Below are 15681 nucleotides of genomic sequence, written 5' to 3' on the forward strand. Positions count from 1 at the left end.
CGGTTCAGTTCCTTTCTCGGACCCGCGCTCAACGCGACGCCACGCGCACCTTCTGACCTTCGGCCACGTACGACTGGCCGACGGTGATCACATTGACCGAGCCGGTGAGGCCCGAGACCCACACGCCCCCGGCGGTCTCTTCCAGCACCTTGACCGGCGCGAACGCGACCGTCCGGCCGTCGTCCGCCACGTAGCGCACGCCCTGGCGGCCGGCGGCGTCCAGCACCAGCGCAGAAACCGGCACCAAGTGCGCGGCGCCGCGGCCGGCTTCGACGTTGATCTGCGCCGACAGGCCGGCGCGGACCGCGCCGTGCGGGTTCGGGGCGGCGATCTCGACGCGGTAGGTGCGGGTGGTCGGGTCGGCCTGGCGGGCGACGAAGCGCACCTTGCCCGACAGCGTGCCGCCGGCGCCCAGGTCGGCGCGGGCGGGCGCGCCCGCGGCGATGCGGCCGGCGTCGGCCTCCGGCACGTCGCCGACCAGCAGCAGCGGGCTCAGCTCGACCACCGTGCCGCAGGGCTGGCCCGGCGACAGGTAGGAGCCGACCTCGGCGTCGCGGTTGTCGAACACGCCGGCGAACGGGGCGCGGATGTTGATCTGCTCGTAGGCGACCTCGGCCTGGCGCACCTGGGCGGCGGCCTGGTCCATGTCGGCGCGGGCGGAGGCGACCTGGGTGTCGGAGCGGAAGCCCTTCTCCGCCAGGCGCTGGCCGGCTTCCCACTGAAGCGTCTTGGAGCGCAGGTTGGCGCGCGCCTGGTCCAGGGTGGCCTGGCGGGCGTCGACGTCGAGGCGGCACAGCACCTGGCCGGCCTTCACCCACGAGCCTTCCGGCGTCGGGGTGGCGGCGACCACGCCGGCGGTTTCGGAGCGCGCCACCACCGAACGCATCGCCTCGGTGCGGCCGCGGAGCACCACGGCGTAGGGGCGGACCGATTCCGGCGTCAGCACGGTGCGGACCAGCTGCAGCTCGTCCTTCTTCTTTTCGGCCGGGGCCGCTTCGGCGTGCTTTCCGCGGCCCACCGCGGCGCTGATCGCGAAATAGGCGATGACGACGCCGAAGATCACGCCGGCGAACAGGTAGGATTTGTTGACGCGCATTGGAGCTGCAGTCCGTTGGTTGCGGCTCCGGGGAGTCGAGCCGTCGGATATCGTTTCTCAGTGAAGCGCGGACCGCGAAGGCTCAAATGAATTCGCGGTAACCGCGTCGCTTCGACGCGAAGGTGTGGAGTTCGGGAAACGGTGGGGCGAGCCAAGACGCGCTCAGGCGCGGAGTATACTTCAGATCGCCCTTAACGCCCCCTTGTCCGCGGCGATTTAATCTATGCCGTGAGCGACCAACTGTTTGCGATCAAGCAATGCGGCGGTTCGGGATCTTGGCCGCTCGGCGGAGGGCGGCCTGCCGCGCGAAGTCGGGCGCGCGGCCCACGAACAGCTATGCCGGGGCTGTGAGCGGCCGCTAGGCCGATCGAGCATTTTTAAGGGGGAGCGCGATGGCTCCGCGGGTAGGATTCGAACCTACGACCAGCCGGTTAACAGCCGGCTGCTCTACCACTGAGCTACCGCGGATCAGGGCTCATCGCCGAGAGGAGGGGCGTATAACAGCCTCGCGGTTCGGGGCGCAAGGCGGGTTTTTCGTCTCTCCCAAAAAAAGAGCCCGACGCGTGCGCCGGGCCTGGTCGAGTTCGGTGATGGTGGGTGTCTCCAAGAAGAAGACCACGCCTCCATCGCGCCGATTTGGTTAGCGAAGGCTTAACGTGCGCGGCCCTCGTTCAGGTCGCGACAACCAAGCCGCCGGGCCGGTCTGGGACGGCCGCTCTGGCGCCAGCTTTGCTGGACGACCGGCGGTCGCCGATGATAGGTTAACGAAGTCTGACGGGCGGGGCTGCGCGGGGGAGCGGCGTCCCGACCGAAGGGGTCGCGGGACCGGGTTGGTGACGGCCGGTCTGGGGGGAATAGCGTGTCGTTGGATCGCGAGGCCGGCGAGGAGAGCGGCGCTTTCGGGCCTGTCGCCCGCTGGCTCGGACGGCGTTCGAGCATCTTCTACCTGGGTCTGGTCGCCGGCGCCCTGATCGGCCTGGTCGTGACGCCCGAGGGGCGGGCCGGCGCGGCGGCCCGGATCGCCGACTTCTTCGCACACCTGCCCACGTCCGGCGGCTCCGCCCAGGCGGCCGGGCGCGCGGCCGTCGCCGCGCCGGCGCCGGCTGTCGTGCCGGTCGTGAACGATCCGGCCGTGGTGCTGCGCGGGGCCGAGGCGGACGGTCGCATCACCGTGGGCGTGTTCGGGGACTCCATGGGCGACGGTCTGTGGGCCGGCCTCTACCGCCAGCTGCGCGCCGACAAGACCTACGAGGTCAGCAAGTTCAGCCGGGTCTCCACCGGCCTGACCCGCTACGACTATGTCGACGTGCAGGCCCAGACGGTCGAGCAACTGGCCGCCGGCAAGGTCGAGGTCGCGGTCATCGAGTTCGGCTGCAACGACGGCCAGGCCATCGCCGTCGACGGCCACGTCTATCCGTTCAAGAGCGAGGGCTGGCGCAAGGCCTACCTGGCGCGGATCGACGCCCTGGTGGCGGTCCTGCGCGCCCAGGGCGCGGCGGTCTACTGGGTGGGCCTGCCGAAGATGCGCCGCGCCGACCGCGACGCCAGCGCCGTCTACCTGAACGAGCTCTACGCCGAGCGGGCGAGGGCGCTGGGCGTGCCCTTCATCGCCACCGCCGAGCTGTTCCAGGACGAGAGCGGCGCCTACTCGGCCTACCTGTCGGAGCCTGGCTCGGATCACAAACGCCTGATGCGCGCCGACGACGGCGTGCACATGACCCCGGCCGGCTATCTGCGGCTGGCCGCGCCGGTGGCCAAGCGCATTCTCGCCGACGTGGCCCGGGCGAAGGCGCCTGCCGCCGGGACCGCGGCGGTCACGACCCGGACCGCGTCATGAGAATCGCGGCGCTCGCCCTGCTGCTGGGTCTGGCCTGCGCGCCGCTGGCGGCCGCCACCGCGCCGGAACGGCTGTCGGACGCGGGCGCGTTGCAATCGTTCGAAGCGGCGCTGCGGGACCTGCAGGCCGGCCGGCGCACCCGGCCGGTGCACGTGCTGCAGATCGGCGACAGCCACAGCGCCGCGGACCTGATCTCGGGCGCGCTGCGCGACCGGCTCCAGGCGCGCTACGGCTCGGGCGGGCGCGGGGTGCTGATCCCGGGCGCGCCCTATCCCGGCCTGGTGCAGCGGCTGGTCGACGTGCAGGCGAGCGGCTGGCGCATCGAGTACAGCCTCGCGCCCGCGGGTCGCGCGCCGACCCCGGCCAGCGGACCCTATGGCCTTTCCGGCTTCCGCCTCGTCGCTGACTCGCCCGGTGCGCGCCTGTCCCTGGCGGCCGAACCCGCGGCCGGCTTCGACCGGGCGACCGTGTGTCTCGAAACGGGACATGCGGGCGCCGATCTCGTCGTCACCGCCGGCCAGGAGCGCCGGCCGGTCTCGCTGCCGGCCGATTCCGGCCCGACCTGCCGCGCCTTCGACTTCCCGGCGCTCCAGACGCGGCTGGACCTGACCGTCGAGCGCGGCGGAGCGACCGTCCTGTCCTGGGCGAGCTTCCGGCGCGAGGGCGGGGTCGTCCTGTCCAACCTGGGCGTGGTCGGGGCCCAGCTGTCCCACTTCGCCCAGCGTGACGACCGCGCCTTGGCCGTCGAGCTGGAGGCCTATCGCCCGGACCTGATCGTGCTGGCCTTCGGCACCAACGAAGGCTTCGCCAGCGACATCGATCCGGTGGCGTACGAACAGCTTCTGCGCGACCAGATCCGCCGACTGCGGCGGCTCTCCGGCGGCGCGCCGGTGCTGGTCCTGGGCGCGCCCGACGCGGCCACCATTCGCCCCGACCTGCTGACCGACGGCATCGACCGGGAGTACCCGGCCTGCGGAGGGCTGTCCGAGGCCGAGCGCCGCGACTACGCGACCCTGGTCGAACACCGCAGCCCGGCGCTTGAGCGCTGGTACGCCCCGCCCATGCTCGACGTCGTGCGCACCGCTCAGCGCCGGGCGGCGGCGGCGGAGGGCGCGGCCTTCTGGGACTGGGAGCAGGCCATGGGCGGCGCGTGCGGCGCGCACGCCCTGACCGCCGGCGATCCGCCGCTGATGCGTCGCGACCACGTGCACTTCACGGCCCACGGCGGGGCGATGATCGCCGAGCGGCTGTTCGACGATCTGATGCGGGCCGGGGAGAACTGAGGCCATGCTCTTCCCGACCATGGCGTTCGCCCTGTTCTTCCTGGTGGTCTACGCGGTGTCGTGGAGCCTCGAGCGCGAGAACGAGCGCCGCAAGGCGTTCCTGATCGCCGCCAGCTGGTTCTTCTACGGCGCCTGGGACTGGCGCTTCGTCGGCCTGCTGGCCGGCAGCGCGCTTCTGAACTGGGGCGCGGCGCAGTTGATCGTGCGGGCCGACACGCCGACCATCCGCCGCTGGGTGGTGGGCCTGGGCGTCGCCGCCAACCTGACCATCCTCGGCTTCTTCAAGTACTACGGCTTCTTCGTGGAGCAGGGCGGGGCCCTGCTGCACCTGTTCGGCTGGGAGCGCGACCTGCCGCTGCTGCAGGTGCTGCTGCCGGTCGGCATCTCCTTCTTCACCTTCCAGGGCGTGTCCTACGTCATCGACGTTCACCGCGAGAAGGTGGCCGCGGCGAAGCTGCTCGACGTCACCCTGCTGATGTCCTTCTTCCCGCACCTGGTGGCGGGTCCGATCGTGCGGGCCAGCCACCTGCTGCCGCAGTTCGAGCGCACGCCCACGGTCACCCGCGAGATGACCGCCCACGCCTTCCTGCTGATCGCCTGGGGCCTGTTCAAGAAGACGGTGATCGCCTCGGAGCTGTCGTCCGGCATCGTCGATCCGGTGTTCTTCGACCCCGGCGCCCACGGCGCCTGGGACCTGCTGGCCGCGGTCTACGCCTACGCCGTGCAGATCTACTGCGACTTCTCGGCCTACAGCGACATGGCCATCGGAGTGGCGGCGCTGCTGGGCTACCGCTTCCCGCGCAACTTCGACCAGCCGTACCGGTCCGCCTCGCTGCAGGACTTCTGGCGGCGCTGGCACATCAGCCTGTCGAGCTGGCTGCGCGACTACCTCTACATTCCGCTGGGCGGCAGCCGCGGTCCGCTGTGGAAGGGCTGCCGCAACGTCTTGATCACCATGCTGCTGGGCGGCGTCTGGCACGGCGCGGCCTGGACCTTCGTGGCCTGGGGCGGCCTGCACGGCGTGGTGCTGGCGTTCGAGCGGGTGTGGCGCGCCTGGCGCCCGGCCGCGACCGGCCGATGGGCGAGCGTGCTGGGCGTCGTGGTCACCTTCCACATCGTCTGCCTGGGCTGGATCCTGTTCCGGGCCGAGTCCTTCCAGCTGGCGCTGGACTACGTGGAGGGCTTCGCGCGGGTGACGCAGCCGGCGGCTCTGGTCACGCCTTTCCTGGCCGTGCTGATCGCCGGCGGCCTGGCCATGCACTTCCTGCCGGCGCGCGCCGCGGAGCGGCTGGCCGGGCTGGTCCGTCCGCTTCCGTCGCCGGTGTTCGGGGCGGGTCTGGCCCTGGTGCTGCTGGCCGTCGAGGCCATGCGGCCCGAGGGCGTGGCGCCTTTCATCTACTTCCAGTTCTGAGGAGGCGGGGATGACGACCGAGACCCACCCGGGCGGCGCGATCGACATCTTCGGCGAAGGCGAAATGGTCGCCGACGAGCTGGAATCCTCCCGCGCCCGGCGCTGGGGCGCCCAGGTCGTGGTGGTGGCGCTGGTGATGCTGCTGTTCCTGAACGCTCGCTCCCTGCAGAGCTGGGCCTACACCCTGGAACCCAGCTGGCGCGCCGAGACCATCCGCGCGCTGGCCGACACCTGGGCGGCGCGCACCAAGCTGGCGGGCTTCGACGACCTGCGCGCCGGCCTGCGCTCGAACTACGAGGCGGCCAAGGCGCGCCCCGAGTCGGGCAAGCGCCGTCCGCCCGCCTGACGGCGAGGGGCGCCCTCGGCGCGACGAGCTTCTTATTCAGAAGGGAAGTTTGGAGGCCTGGCCGAGAATCGAACTCGGGTACACGGATTTGCAGTCCGCTGCGTAACCACTCCGCCACCAGGCCGTGGCGCTTGTCGCGCTGGAGAGGCGAGGGGTTAGCAGATCGGTTTCCAGCCCGCAACGCACAGGCGTCCGAAACTTTCCTGTTTTTTCTGGGTTTCGCCCTGCGTTGCCATTTCCGCGGCGCGCGCCCTATAAGCGGCGCGATTCAAAAGGCGGCCCTTATAAGGAAAGGCGAGCGCGATGGATTTCGTGTCGGCGCGGCTGAACATGGTCGAGTCCCAGGTGCGGACCAACGACGTGACCGATTTCGAGATCCAGGACGCCATGCGTCGGGTCGCGCGGGAGCGGTTCTGCGCCCCGGCCCGGGCGTTCGCGGCCTATGCCGAGGTCCCGGTCGAGATCTGCCCCGAGCGCTGGCTGATGGGCCCGCGCGAAGTGGCCAAGCTGCTGCAGGCGGCCGCGCCCAAGGCGGGCGAGAAGGCCCTGGCGATCGCGGCGCCCTACGCCGGCGCGGTCCTGGCCTCGATCGGCCTGGACGTCACCGCTCAGGAAAGCGACGCGCGCGCCGTGGCCGTGCTGGAGACGGCGCTGGGCGATTACGGGGTGAAGCTCAAGGCGGGCGACCTCGCCGTCCCGACGGGCGGCGACTACGACCTGATCATTTCGGAAGGCGCGGTGGCCGAGGCTCCGGCGGCCTGGATCGAGGCCCTGAAGGTCGGCGGCCGCCTGGCGGTGGTCGAGCGGGACGGGCCGGTGGGCCGCGCGCGCCTTTACGTGCGCACTCCGTCGGCGGTGGCGACGCGCGAGGTGTTCGACGCTGCGCCGCCGGTTCTGGCGGGTTTCGAGCGGCGTCCTTCGTTCCAGTTCTGAGCGACTTCCGAAAGCGTCGCCTTCGGGCGACGGAATTCCGGCGGTCCAACGTGAAAAAAGCTTAACTGGTGGATTGCTGGTCGGGCGGCCAGAGCGTGAGTATATGTCGCACTCGCGCCGCCTGGGCCGACTTTAGGGACTAAGTGTCATGTCGAATCGCCGTCGCGCCCTCCGATCGGCTGCGGCCCTGAGCCTGGTGCTGTCGCTGAGCGCCGGCGCGGCCTCCGCCGAGACCCTGGCTGAAGCGATCGGGCTGGCCTACCAGACCAATCCGACCCTGCAGCAGCAGCGCGCCAACCTGCGTGCGCTCGACGAGAACTACGTCCAGGCCCGCGCCGGATGGCGGCCCAACGCCGACGCGGCGGTGGGGGTGACCTACAGCGATCCGGAATTCGTGATCTCGTCCTTCCCGCTGGAGAAGGAGCGCTATCTGTCGTCGGCCTCGCTGTCGGCGACCCAGCCGCTCTACACCGGCGGCCGGGTGGCTTCGGGCGTGAGCGCGGCCGAGGCCGACATCATGCAGGGCCGCGAGAACCTGCGCTCGGTCGAGGCGGAAGTGCTGCAGTCTGTCGTCACGGCCTACGCCGACGTCCGTCGCGACCTGGCGGCCCTGGGCATCCAGCAGGAGAACGTGCGCGTCCTGCAGCGTCAGCTGGAAGAAGCCAGCGCCCGCTTCGAGGTCGGCGAGATCACCCGCACCGACGTCGCCCAGGCCGAAGCCCGTCTGGCCGCCGCCCAGGCCAACCTGTCCGCCGCCCAGGCCAATCTGGCCGTCAGCCGCGCTTCCTACACCTCGGTGGTGGGGCAGACGCCGGGCGAGCTGGCCGAGGAGCCGACCCTGCCGGGCATGCCGGGCGACTTCGATGCCGCCATGGACGCCGCCGAGCAGGCCAACCCGGCCCTGCGCGCGGCCCAGTACGCCGAAGACGCCGCCCGCGCCCGCGTGGTGCAGGCCAAGTCGCAGTTCCTGCCCAACGCCTCGCTGCAGGCCAGCGTCACGTCGCAGACCTCGATCAACGACTTCCTGACCAACCTCGACCAGCGGGAAGTCCGCGCCACCGCCAGCATCTCGGTGCCGCTGTACACCGGCGGCGTGAATTCCTCGGTGGTCCGCCAGCAGCTGGAACGCCAGAACGCCGCCCAGATCGCCGTGCAGGGCGCTCGCCGCGACGTGCTGCGCCAGGTTTCCAACGCCTGGTCGCTGCTCCAGTCGGCCAAGGCCGCCTACACCGCCAACGAAGAGCAGGTGCGCGCCCAGCGCATCGCCGCCGAGGGCGTGCGTCAGGAGAACCAGGTCGGCTTGCGCACCACTCTGGACGTGCTGAACGCCGAGCAGGAGCTGCGGACCTCCGAGCTGGCGCTCGTCAACGCCCGGCGCGACCAGTACATCGCCGGCGCCACCCTGCTGTCGGCCATGGGCCGGCTGGAGGCCGCCAACCTGGTCCAGGATGTCCCGGCGTACGATCCCAAGCGCAACTTCAACCGCGTGAAGGGCAAGGGCGGCGTGCCGTGGGAGCCGCTGATCGCCGTCGTCGACCGCACCCTGAAGCCGGGCGCCAGCGACAACGAGAAGGACACGGACGCGCCGATCGACCAGCGACTGAGCGCGAAGCAGCCTTCGCAGTAAACCTTCGTTGATCGGTTCCGATTTAACCATGAAGGCGTTTGCGGGCGCGCGCAGTCGGCCTTAGGCTGTGCGTGATCCCACGTTATCCCAGACCTGAACGGCCGCGCCGATGTCCGACCAGACCGCCCAAGAACCGACGATGGAGGAAATCCTCGCCTCCATCCGCCGCATCATCTCCGAAGACGAGGCGCCGGCCGAACCGCAGGCCGCTTCGGCGGCCGCGCCGGTCGCGCACGCCGTCTCGCCGGCCATGATGGACGAGACGCCTTCGCACATCGCCGACGTGGCCTACGAGGCCGACGACGAAGTGCTGGAGCTGACCCAGCGCTATGAAGAACCGGCGCCGGCCCCGGCTCCGGAGCCCACGCCGATCCGTCCGTTCGAGACGGTCGGCGACATCGAGGCCGCGCCGCGCGAAATGCCTGCGCCGGCCCCGGTCGCCAGCTTCAGCCAAACCGAAACGGAGCGTCTCGTGAGCGATCGTGCCGCCGAGTCCGCCGCCGCCGCCTTCGGCGCCCTGGCTTCGACCCTGCTGATGCCGCGCGAGGGCCGTTCGCTCGAAGACGTGGTCAAGGAACTGATGCGCCCGATGCTGAAGGACTGGCTGGACCAGAACCTGCCGGCCATCGTCGAGGCCCAGGTACAGTCGGAAGTCGAACGCATCGCGCGCCGCGGCGCCCGCTGACCCCTTCGCTTCGTCCCTAACAGGCTGCTAAGAGGGCGGGCCCCCCGGGTCCGCCCTCTTTCATTTATCCGATGCTCCAGAACCGTTTCGATCCCAAGACCGCCGAACCGCGCCTCTACGCCCAGTGGGAGGCCGCCGGCGCCTTCGCGCCCAAGGACGACCCGAACGCCGAGCCGTTCTCCATCGTCATCCCGCCGCCGAACGTGACCGGCTCGCTGCACATCGGCCACGCGCTGAACAACACCCTGCAGGACGTGCTGGCGCGCTTCGAGCGCATGCGCGGCAAGGCGGTGCTGTGGCTGCCGGGCACCGACCACGCGGGCATCGCCACCCAGATGGTGGTCGAGCGTATGCTGGCCGCCGAGGGCGGCCCGAGCCGGCGCGACATGGGCCGCGAGGCCTTCGTCGAGCGGGTCTGGAAATGGAAGGCCGAATCCTCGGGCACCATCCAGAACCAGCTGCGACGCCTGGGCGCGTCCTGCGACTGGAGCCGCGAACGCTTCACCCTGGACGAGGGCCTGTCGGCCGCCGTCCGCAAGGTGTTCGTCCAGCTCTACAAGGAAGGCCTGATCTACCGCGACAAGCGGCTGGTGAACTGGGATCCGCACTTCCAGACCGCCATCTCGGACCTGGAGGTCCTGCAGCCGACCGTCGACGGCGCCTACTACCACTTCGCCTATCCGCTGGCGGACGGCCCGGTGGGCGAGATCACCGAGGTGGTGGTCGCCACCACCCGGCCGGAGACCATGCTGGGCGACACGGCGGTGGCCGTCCACCCCAGCGACGAGCGCTATCAGGGCCTGGTCGGCAAGCTGCTGGCTCACCCGATCACCGGGCGGAAGATCCCGATCGTCGCCGACGAGTACGCCGACCCCGAGAAGGGCTCGGGCGCGGTGAAGATCACGCCTGCGCACGACTTCAACGACTTCCAGGTCGGCAAGCGCCACGGCCTGGAGATGATCAACATCTTCGACGCCTATGCGCGCCTGAACGATCAGGTCCCGGCCGAATTCGCCGGCATGGACCGCTTCGACGCGCGCCGCGCCATCACCGCGAAGATGGAAGAGCTGGGCCTGCTGCGCGGGATCGAGAAGACCCGCCATGCGGTGCCGCACGGCGACCGTTCGGGCGTGGTCATCGAGCCGTTCCTGACCGACCAGTGGTACGTCAACGCCGAGGTCCTGGCCCAGCCGGCGATCAAGGCCGTCGAGACCGGCGACATGGCCTTCGTCCCGAAGAACTGGGAGAAGACCTACTTCGAGTGGATGCGCAACATCGAGCCCTGGTGCGTGTCGCGCCAGCTCTGGTGGGGCCACCGCATTCCGGCCTGGTACGGCCCGGACGGACACGTCTTCGTCGAGGAGACGGAGGAGGCGGTCCGCGCCGCCGCGCGCGCGCACTATGGCTCCGACGTCGAGCTGCGCCAGGACGAGGACGTCCTCGACACCTGGTTCTCCTCGGCCCTGTGGCCGTTCTCGACCATGGGCTGGCCGGAGGAGACCTCCGACCTGAAGCGGTTCTACCCGACCCACACCCTGGTCACCGGCTTCGACATCATCTTCTTCTGGGTCGCCCGGATGATGATGATGGGCCTGCACTTCATGGACGACGTGCCGTTCAAGCGCGTGTTCATCAACGCTCTGGTCCGCGACGCTACCGGCCAGAAGATGTCGAAGTCCAAGGGCAACGTCATGGACCCGCTGGAGCTGGTCGACGAGCTCGGGGCCGACGCCCTGCGCTTCACCATGACGGCCATGTCGGGAGCTGCGCGCGACATCAAACTCTCGAAGCAGCGCATTGAAGGCTATCGGAATTTCGGCACGAAGCTGTGGAACGCCGCGCGCTTCTGCCAGATGAACGAATGCGTCCGGGTCGAGGGCTTCGACCCGGCCGAGGTCAAGTCGACCCTGAACCGCTGGATCCGCGGCGAGACGGTGAAGACCGCCGAGGCGGTCACCAAGGCGTTGGAGGCCTGCGCCTTCGACGACGCGGCAGGCGCCCTCTACCGCTTCATCTGGAACGTGTTCTGCGACTGGTACCTGGAGCTGGCCAAGCCGGTGCTGAACGGCGAGGACGAGGCCGCCAAGGCCGAGACCCGCGCCATGGCCGCCTGGGTGCTGGACCAGTGCCTGAAGCTGCTGCACCCGGTCATGCCGTTCCTCACCGAGGAGCTGTGGGCCGAGCTCGCCGCCTTCGGCGGTCCCAAGCGCGAGAGCATGCTGATCGTCGCCGACTGGCCGGCCCTGCCGCAGGCCTGGATCGACGCCGAGGCGGAGGCCGAGATCGGCTGGCTGGTCGACCTGGTCACCGACGTGCGTTCGATCCGCTCGGAGATGAACGTGCCGCCGTCGGCGCGCGCGCCCATCGTGCTGGTCGGCGCCAACGCCGTCACCCGTGAGCGTCTGGCCCGTCACCGCGACCTGATCGTCACCCTGGCCCGCGCCTCGGACGTCAAGGAAGCCGACGCCGTGCCGGCCGGCGCCGCGCCGTTCGCGGCCGGCGAAGCCACCGGCGCCCTGTCGATCGCCGAGTTCATCGACCTGGCGGCCGAACGCGCCCGCCTGGCCAAGGAGATCGGCGCGCTGGACGGCGACATCGAGAAGACCCGCAAGAAGCTCGACAACCCCGACTTCGTGGCCCGCGCCAAGGAAGAGGTGGTCGAGGAGAACCGCGAGCGTCTCGCCGAGGCGGAAGAGGCCAAGGCCAAGCTGCAGTCGGCCCTGGCGCGTCTGGAGGCGGTGGCCTGACGCGCAAGCGGCTGGACGTCCTGCTGGTCGAGCGCGGCCTGTTCGACAGCCGCGCCAAGGCGCGCGCCGCCATCGAAGCCGGCGGCGTGCGCGTCGCCGGCCGCGTGGTCGAGAAGGCGGCGGAAGCGGTCGACGCCGACGCCGAGATTGTGGCCGAGCCGGCGCATCGCTGGGTCGGCCGCGGCGCGCTCAAACTGGACCATGCGCTGGGCCTGTGGCCGGTCAAGGTCGAGGGACGGGTGGTGCTGGACGTGGGCGCGTCGACCGGCGGCTTCACCGAGGTCGCCCTGTCGCGCGGCGCGCGCCGGGTCTACGCGGTCGACGTCGGCCGCGGGCAGTTGCACGCCAGCCTGGGGCGCGACCCGCGGGTGGTTTCACTGGAGGGCACGGACGCGCGCGCGCTTGACCGGAGCCTGATCCCGGAAGCGCCCGAGCTGGTGGTTTGCGACGCCAGCTTCATCGGCCTGGCCAAGGTTCTGGCCGTACCGCTGGACCTCGCCGCCGACGGCGCCGATCTGGTCGCCCTGGTGAAGCCCCAGTTCGAGGCCGGGCCGGAGCACGTGGGGAAGGGCGGGGTGGTGAAGAACCCGGCCGTTCACACCCGCGTTGTCGAAGACGTGCGGAGTTGGCTGGAGGCCCGCGGGTGGCGCGTGCTCGCGGTCGCCGACAGCCCGATCACCGGGGCCGACGGCAACCGCGAACACCTGCTCTGGGCGCGCCTTGGCTAAGCTTGAGCGCGTTCTGATCGCAAAGCCGGATCCACTTTCCCGGAGCGCGCTCTAGTAAGCGACGCGATAGCGGCCCTGCCGGTCCGGGCAGACCCGGAAGTAGTCGCCGCGATAGTCCTGGGCCCAGCGGCAGCCCTGGCGGGCGTAATAGGTGTCGTTGCGGCGACCCGGCTGGGTCTGCCAGCGTTCGCCGTAGCGCCAGTCACGGGTGTCGTTGCGCGACCAGTAGGGACCCGTCGCGTCGCAGGCGGCCGAGTTCTTCGCCGACTTGCGGCCGACCTCGGCGCCGATCACCGCGCCGGCGACCGCGCCCAGGACCGCGCCTTCGGTGCGCTGGCCGCGACCTGCGACCTGCGAGCCGACCGTCGCGCCGGCGACGGCGCCGACCGCCGCGCCGGTGTTGCGCCGCTTGCGCTTCTCGTCCTGGCAGGCGTCCTGGTAGTAGCGGTAGTCGCCGTAGCGGACCCGCTGGCCGCGATAGCGGTCGTCGCCGTAGCGGTCGTCGCGATACCGGTCGTCGCGATACCGGTCGTCACGATACCGGTCGTCGTACCGGTCGTCGTGGCGATTGTCGTAGTAGCCGTCGCCGCGCCGATCGTACGGATCGTCGGCGCTGGCGATCGTGGGGACCAGGACGGAGGTCGCCACCAGGGCGGCGACCAGGACACGGGACGCGGAAGCGTACTTCATGGGATCCCTCCTCTCGAGGGCGGTCCCGGTCGTCCGGGCCGCGGCTCGCTTTGTCGAAGCGAATTGACACGCTTCAACCTGAACAACGCCTGATCGGGTCCGTTCATCCATGTTCATGGAACAAAGTTCGCCGCGGTGGCGCCCGGTAGCGGCGCTGCGTGCATTGAAAAAGCCGCCCGCGCGGGCGCGGGCGGCTCTCCAGACGTCGGCTGAGGGCGGGGCTGCTTAGATCAGTCGACGACGCGGTAGCGGCCGTTCTGGTCCGGGCAGACGCGCACGTAGCGCATCTCGGTGCGGCCGTCGGGCAGGTAGATCGGGCTCTCGGCCAGACGGCAGCCGTCGACCGGCGGCGGGGTGTCGGCGACCGGGCGGCGATAGTCGTCGTCATAGTCGCGGTCACGGCGCGCGTACGGATCGTAGACCGGCTCGCGGTAGCCGTAGTCCCGGCCGCCGTAGTTGTCGTTGCCATAGAAGCCGCCGTTCCCGTAGCCGTTCGAGCCGTAGCCCTGGCCGGTGGTGCCGCAGGCGGCGGTGCGCTGACCGGCCTTGGCGCCGACCGCCGCGCCGACGACCGCGCCCAGCGCGCCGCCTTCGGTCTTGGCGCCCTTGGCGGCGACGCCGGAGCCGGCGGCCGCGCCGAGGATGGCGCCCAGCACCGCGCCGGTGGTCTGGCGCTGCCGGGCTTCGCGGGTGCACGGGTCGTAGTTGGCGTCGCCATAGGCCTGGCCGCCGTAGGTCTGGGCGGCGGCGAAGGTCGGAACCGAGACGGCGCCCGCGACGAGCGAGGCGGCGACGGCGAGGACGACGGGGCGGAACTTCATTGGTCTGGCTCCCAAGCGTTTTCTTTGAGCGGGCTCTTTCCGATTTCGGGAGCCTCACCCGACACGCCCATTTGCGCAGGGTGAAGCTGAACGGCCTTTGACTGGGCCGTTCATTTTCGTTCAGCTTCGGAAACCCAGTTATTCTTTGGCGTGCTGGCGCGCCTTCCTTCCGCCGGCGGCGTGGGGCACAAGCGGCCCCATGTCGAAGCATCCTCACAAGCCCGTTCCCGCCCGCGTCGAAGAGCTGGAGATCCTCAGCGTCGGAGGGCAGGGCGACGGCGTCGCCGCCGGCCACGTCTTCGTGCCGCTGACCCTGCCGGGCGAGCGCGCGCGCGTGCGGGTCGAGGGTGACCGCGGCGAGGTGCTGGAGCTGCTCGAGGCCAGCCCCGAGCGGATCGCGCCGGTCTCGCCGCACTACGGCGAATGCGGCGGCTGCGCCCTGCAGCACTGGGCGGCCGAGCCGTACCTGGCCTGGAAGCGCGAGCAGGTGCGCCTGGCGCTGGGGCGCGAGCGGCTGGAGACCGAGATCGCCGACACCATCGCCTGTCCGCCGGCCTCGCGCCGGCGCCTGGCCCTGCACGCCCGCCCGGGCAAGGGCGGGGGCGCGGCGCTGGGCTTCAAGGCGCGCCGCTCCTGGCGGCTGGTGGAGATCACCAGCTGTCCGGTGGCCGATCCGGCGTTGGTGCGCGCCCTGCCGGGCCTGCGCGCCCTGGCGGCCGCCTTCCTGGAGCACCCGAAGTCGGCCCCGACGCTCCACGTCACCGCCACGCTGTCGGGCCTGGACGTCGACGTGACCGGGGTGGAGCGCAAGAGCGGCGGCCTGTCGGCTGACCGGCGCATGCAGGCGGCCGAAGCCGCCGCCGCCGCCGACCTGGCGCGGGTGACCATGTCGGGCGAGATCATCTACATGGCGCGCCAGCCCACCGTACGGTTCGGCCCGGCGACCGTGGCCTTGCCGGCCGGCTCCTTCCTCCAGGCGACGCCGCAGGCCGAGGAGGCCATGGCTCGCCTGACGCTGGACGCTGTCGCCGGCGCGGGGCGCCTGGCCGACCTGTTCTGCGGCGCGGGGACCTTCACCTTCCGCATGGCCGAGCTGGCCCCGGTGTTCGCGGCGGACGCGCACGAGCCGGCTGTGCGGGCCCTGAAGTCGGCCATCGCCACCGCGCCGGGCCTGAAGCCGATCACGGCCGAGACCCGCGACCTTTTCCGCGCGCCGGTGGTGGCCGAGGAGATGAAGAAGATCGACGCCATCGTGTTCGATCCGCCGCGGGCCGGCGCGGCCGCCCAGACCCTCGAGATCGCCCGGTCGAAGGCCGCCACCGTGGTCGGAATCTCCTGCAATCCCGCGACCTTCGCGCGCGACGCTCGCGTGCTGGTGAATGCGGGCTTCCAGCTTGAGAAGGTCACCCCGGTGGACCAGTTCCTGTGGTCTCCCCACATCGAGGTGGTCGGAGTCTTCCGCCGCTAGCGCATTTTC

The 15681-nt window shown here is 70.8% G+C and carries 13 protein-coding genes and 2 tRNA genes; 10 read left to right on the forward strand and 5 right to left on the reverse strand.

Annotated features, from left to right (window positions below; genetic code table 11):
* Positions 1–28: 28 nt before the first annotated feature.
* Both H8B08_RS08535 and H8B08_RS08540 read right to left on the reverse strand, forming a co-directional pair.
* Positions 29–1096 (reverse strand): efflux RND transporter periplasmic adaptor subunit, encoded by a 1068-nt coding sequence (locus H8B08_RS08535; protein ID WP_187449776.1) that lies wholly within the window; start codon positions 1094–1096, stop codon positions 29–31.
* Positions 1097–1489: 393 nt separating this feature from the next.
* Positions 1490–1564, reverse strand: a tRNA-Asn gene (locus tag H8B08_RS08540).
* 391 nt (positions 1565–1955) lie between these two features.
* On the opposite strand from H8B08_RS08540, the gene H8B08_RS08545 reads away from it, so the two are divergent.
* The 4 genes from H8B08_RS08545 to H8B08_RS08560 are packed head-to-tail and all read left to right on the forward strand — an operon-like array spanning position 1956 to position 5973.
* Positions 1956–2933, forward strand: a complete 978-nt coding sequence (locus H8B08_RS08545; protein ID WP_370545441.1) for a DUF459 domain-containing protein — start codon at positions 1956–1958, stop codon at positions 2931–2933.
* Positions 2930–4216, forward strand: a complete 1287-nt coding sequence (locus H8B08_RS08550) for a GDSL-type esterase/lipase family protein (RefSeq protein ID WP_187449777.1) — start codon at positions 2930–2932, stop codon at positions 4214–4216. The genes H8B08_RS08545 and H8B08_RS08550 overlap by 4 nt, the downstream gene beginning before the upstream one ends.
* A 4-nt stretch (positions 4217–4220) precedes the next feature.
* Positions 4221–5627: an MBOAT family protein gene (locus tag H8B08_RS08555; RefSeq protein WP_187449778.1), complete on the forward strand. Its 1407-nt coding sequence runs from the start codon at positions 4221–4223 to the stop codon at positions 5625–5627.
* Positions 5628–5637: 10 nt separating this feature from the next.
* Positions 5638–5973 carry a hypothetical protein gene (locus H8B08_RS08560; RefSeq protein WP_187449779.1) on the forward strand — a complete coding sequence of 112 codons (336 nt, stop codon included), beginning with the start codon at positions 5638–5640 and terminating at the stop codon, positions 5971–5973.
* 50 nt (positions 5974–6023) lie between these two features.
* Here H8B08_RS08560 and H8B08_RS08565 read toward each other — a convergent pair.
* Positions 6024–6097 (reverse strand) — tRNA-Cys (locus H8B08_RS08565).
* A 179-nt stretch (positions 6098–6276) separates the two neighbouring features.
* Between H8B08_RS08565 and H8B08_RS08570 the strand changes: the two genes are divergently transcribed.
* From H8B08_RS08570 to H8B08_RS08590, 5 genes are all read left to right on the forward strand, one after another.
* Positions 6277–6906 (forward strand): protein-L-isoaspartate O-methyltransferase, encoded by a 630-nt coding sequence (locus H8B08_RS08570; RefSeq protein ID WP_187449780.1) that lies wholly within the window; start codon positions 6277–6279, stop codon positions 6904–6906.
* 148 nt (positions 6907–7054) lie between these two features.
* Positions 7055–8533, forward strand: a complete 1479-nt coding sequence (locus H8B08_RS08575) for a TolC family outer membrane protein (RefSeq protein ID WP_187449781.1) — start codon at positions 7055–7057, stop codon at positions 8531–8533.
* Positions 8534–8642: 109 nt separating this feature from the next.
* A complete protein-coding gene (locus H8B08_RS08580; protein WP_187449782.1) occupies positions 8643–9218 on the forward strand; it encodes a DUF2497 domain-containing protein in 576 nt (191 codons plus the stop codon).
* Positions 9219–9289: 71 nt separating this feature from the next.
* On the forward strand, positions 9290–11965 hold the full coding sequence (locus tag H8B08_RS08585; protein WP_187449783.1) for a valine--tRNA ligase: 2676 nt from the start codon (positions 9290–9292) through the stop codon (positions 11963–11965).
* Positions 11962–12693, forward strand: coding sequence for a TlyA family RNA methyltransferase (locus H8B08_RS08590; RefSeq protein ID WP_187449836.1), 732 nt, complete (start codon positions 11962–11964; stop codon positions 12691–12693). Before H8B08_RS08585 ends, H8B08_RS08590 begins: the two co-directional genes overlap by 4 nt.
* A 51-nt stretch (positions 12694–12744) precedes the next feature.
* On the opposite strand, the gene H8B08_RS08595 is transcribed toward H8B08_RS08590, so the two are convergent.
* Positions 12745–13383 (reverse strand): glycine zipper 2TM domain-containing protein, encoded by a 639-nt coding sequence (locus H8B08_RS08595; RefSeq protein WP_187449784.1) that lies wholly within the window; start codon positions 13381–13383, stop codon positions 12745–12747.
* Between the two features lie 230 nt (positions 13384–13613).
* Entirely contained in the window at positions 13614–14204 is a 591-nt protein-coding gene (locus H8B08_RS08600; protein WP_187449785.1) for a hypothetical protein, read from the reverse strand.
* A 199-nt stretch (positions 14205–14403) separates the two neighbouring features.
* On the opposite strand from H8B08_RS08600, the gene H8B08_RS08605 reads away from it, so the two are divergent.
* Complete coding sequence (locus H8B08_RS08605) at positions 14404–15672, forward strand: class I SAM-dependent RNA methyltransferase (protein ID WP_187449786.1); 1269 nt, start codon at positions 14404–14406, stop codon at positions 15670–15672.
* The last annotated feature ends 9 nt before the right edge of the window (positions 15673–15681 follow it).

The sequence above is a fragment of the Caulobacter sp. 17J80-11 genome, assembly GCF_014349105.1.
In the GTDB taxonomy this organism is placed as follows: Bacteria; Pseudomonadota; Alphaproteobacteria; order Caulobacterales; family Caulobacteraceae; genus 17J80-11.

What these genes read in the sequence shown, in the direction of transcription:
- H8B08_RS08535 (WP_187449776.1), bottom strand. Translation starts at nt 1,096, where the DNA reads ATGCGCGTCAACAAATCCTACCTGTTCGCCGGCGTGATCTTCGGCGTC.
- H8B08_RS08550 (WP_187449777.1), top strand. Translation starts at nt 2,930, where the DNA reads ATGAGAATCGCGGCGCTCGCCCTGCTGCTGGGTCTGGCCTGCGCGCCG.
- H8B08_RS08555 (WP_187449778.1), top strand. Translation starts at nt 4,221, where the DNA reads ATGCTCTTCCCGACCATGGCGTTCGCCCTGTTCTTCCTGGTGGTCTAC.
- H8B08_RS08560 (WP_187449779.1), top strand. Translation starts at nt 5,638, where the DNA reads ATGACGACCGAGACCCACCCGGGCGGCGCGATCGACATCTTCGGCGAA.
- H8B08_RS08570 (WP_187449780.1), top strand. Translation starts at nt 6,277, where the DNA reads ATGGATTTCGTGTCGGCGCGGCTGAACATGGTCGAGTCCCAGGTGCGG.
- H8B08_RS08575 (WP_187449781.1), top strand. Translation starts at nt 7,055, where the DNA reads ATGTCGAATCGCCGTCGCGCCCTCCGATCGGCTGCGGCCCTGAGCCTG.
- H8B08_RS08580 (WP_187449782.1), top strand. Translation starts at nt 8,643, where the DNA reads ATGTCCGACCAGACCGCCCAAGAACCGACGATGGAGGAAATCCTCGCC.
- H8B08_RS08585 (WP_187449783.1), top strand. Translation starts at nt 9,290, where the DNA reads ATGCTCCAGAACCGTTTCGATCCCAAGACCGCCGAACCGCGCCTCTAC.
- H8B08_RS08595 (WP_187449784.1), bottom strand. Translation starts at nt 13,383, where the DNA reads ATGAAGTACGCTTCCGCGTCCCGTGTCCTGGTCGCCGCCCTGGTGGCG.
- H8B08_RS08600 (WP_187449785.1), bottom strand. Translation starts at nt 14,204, where the DNA reads ATGAAGTTCCGCCCCGTCGTCCTCGCCGTCGCCGCCTCGCTCGTCGCG.
- H8B08_RS08605 (WP_187449786.1), top strand. Translation starts at nt 14,404, where the DNA reads ATGTCGAAGCATCCTCACAAGCCCGTTCCCGCCCGCGTCGAAGAGCTG.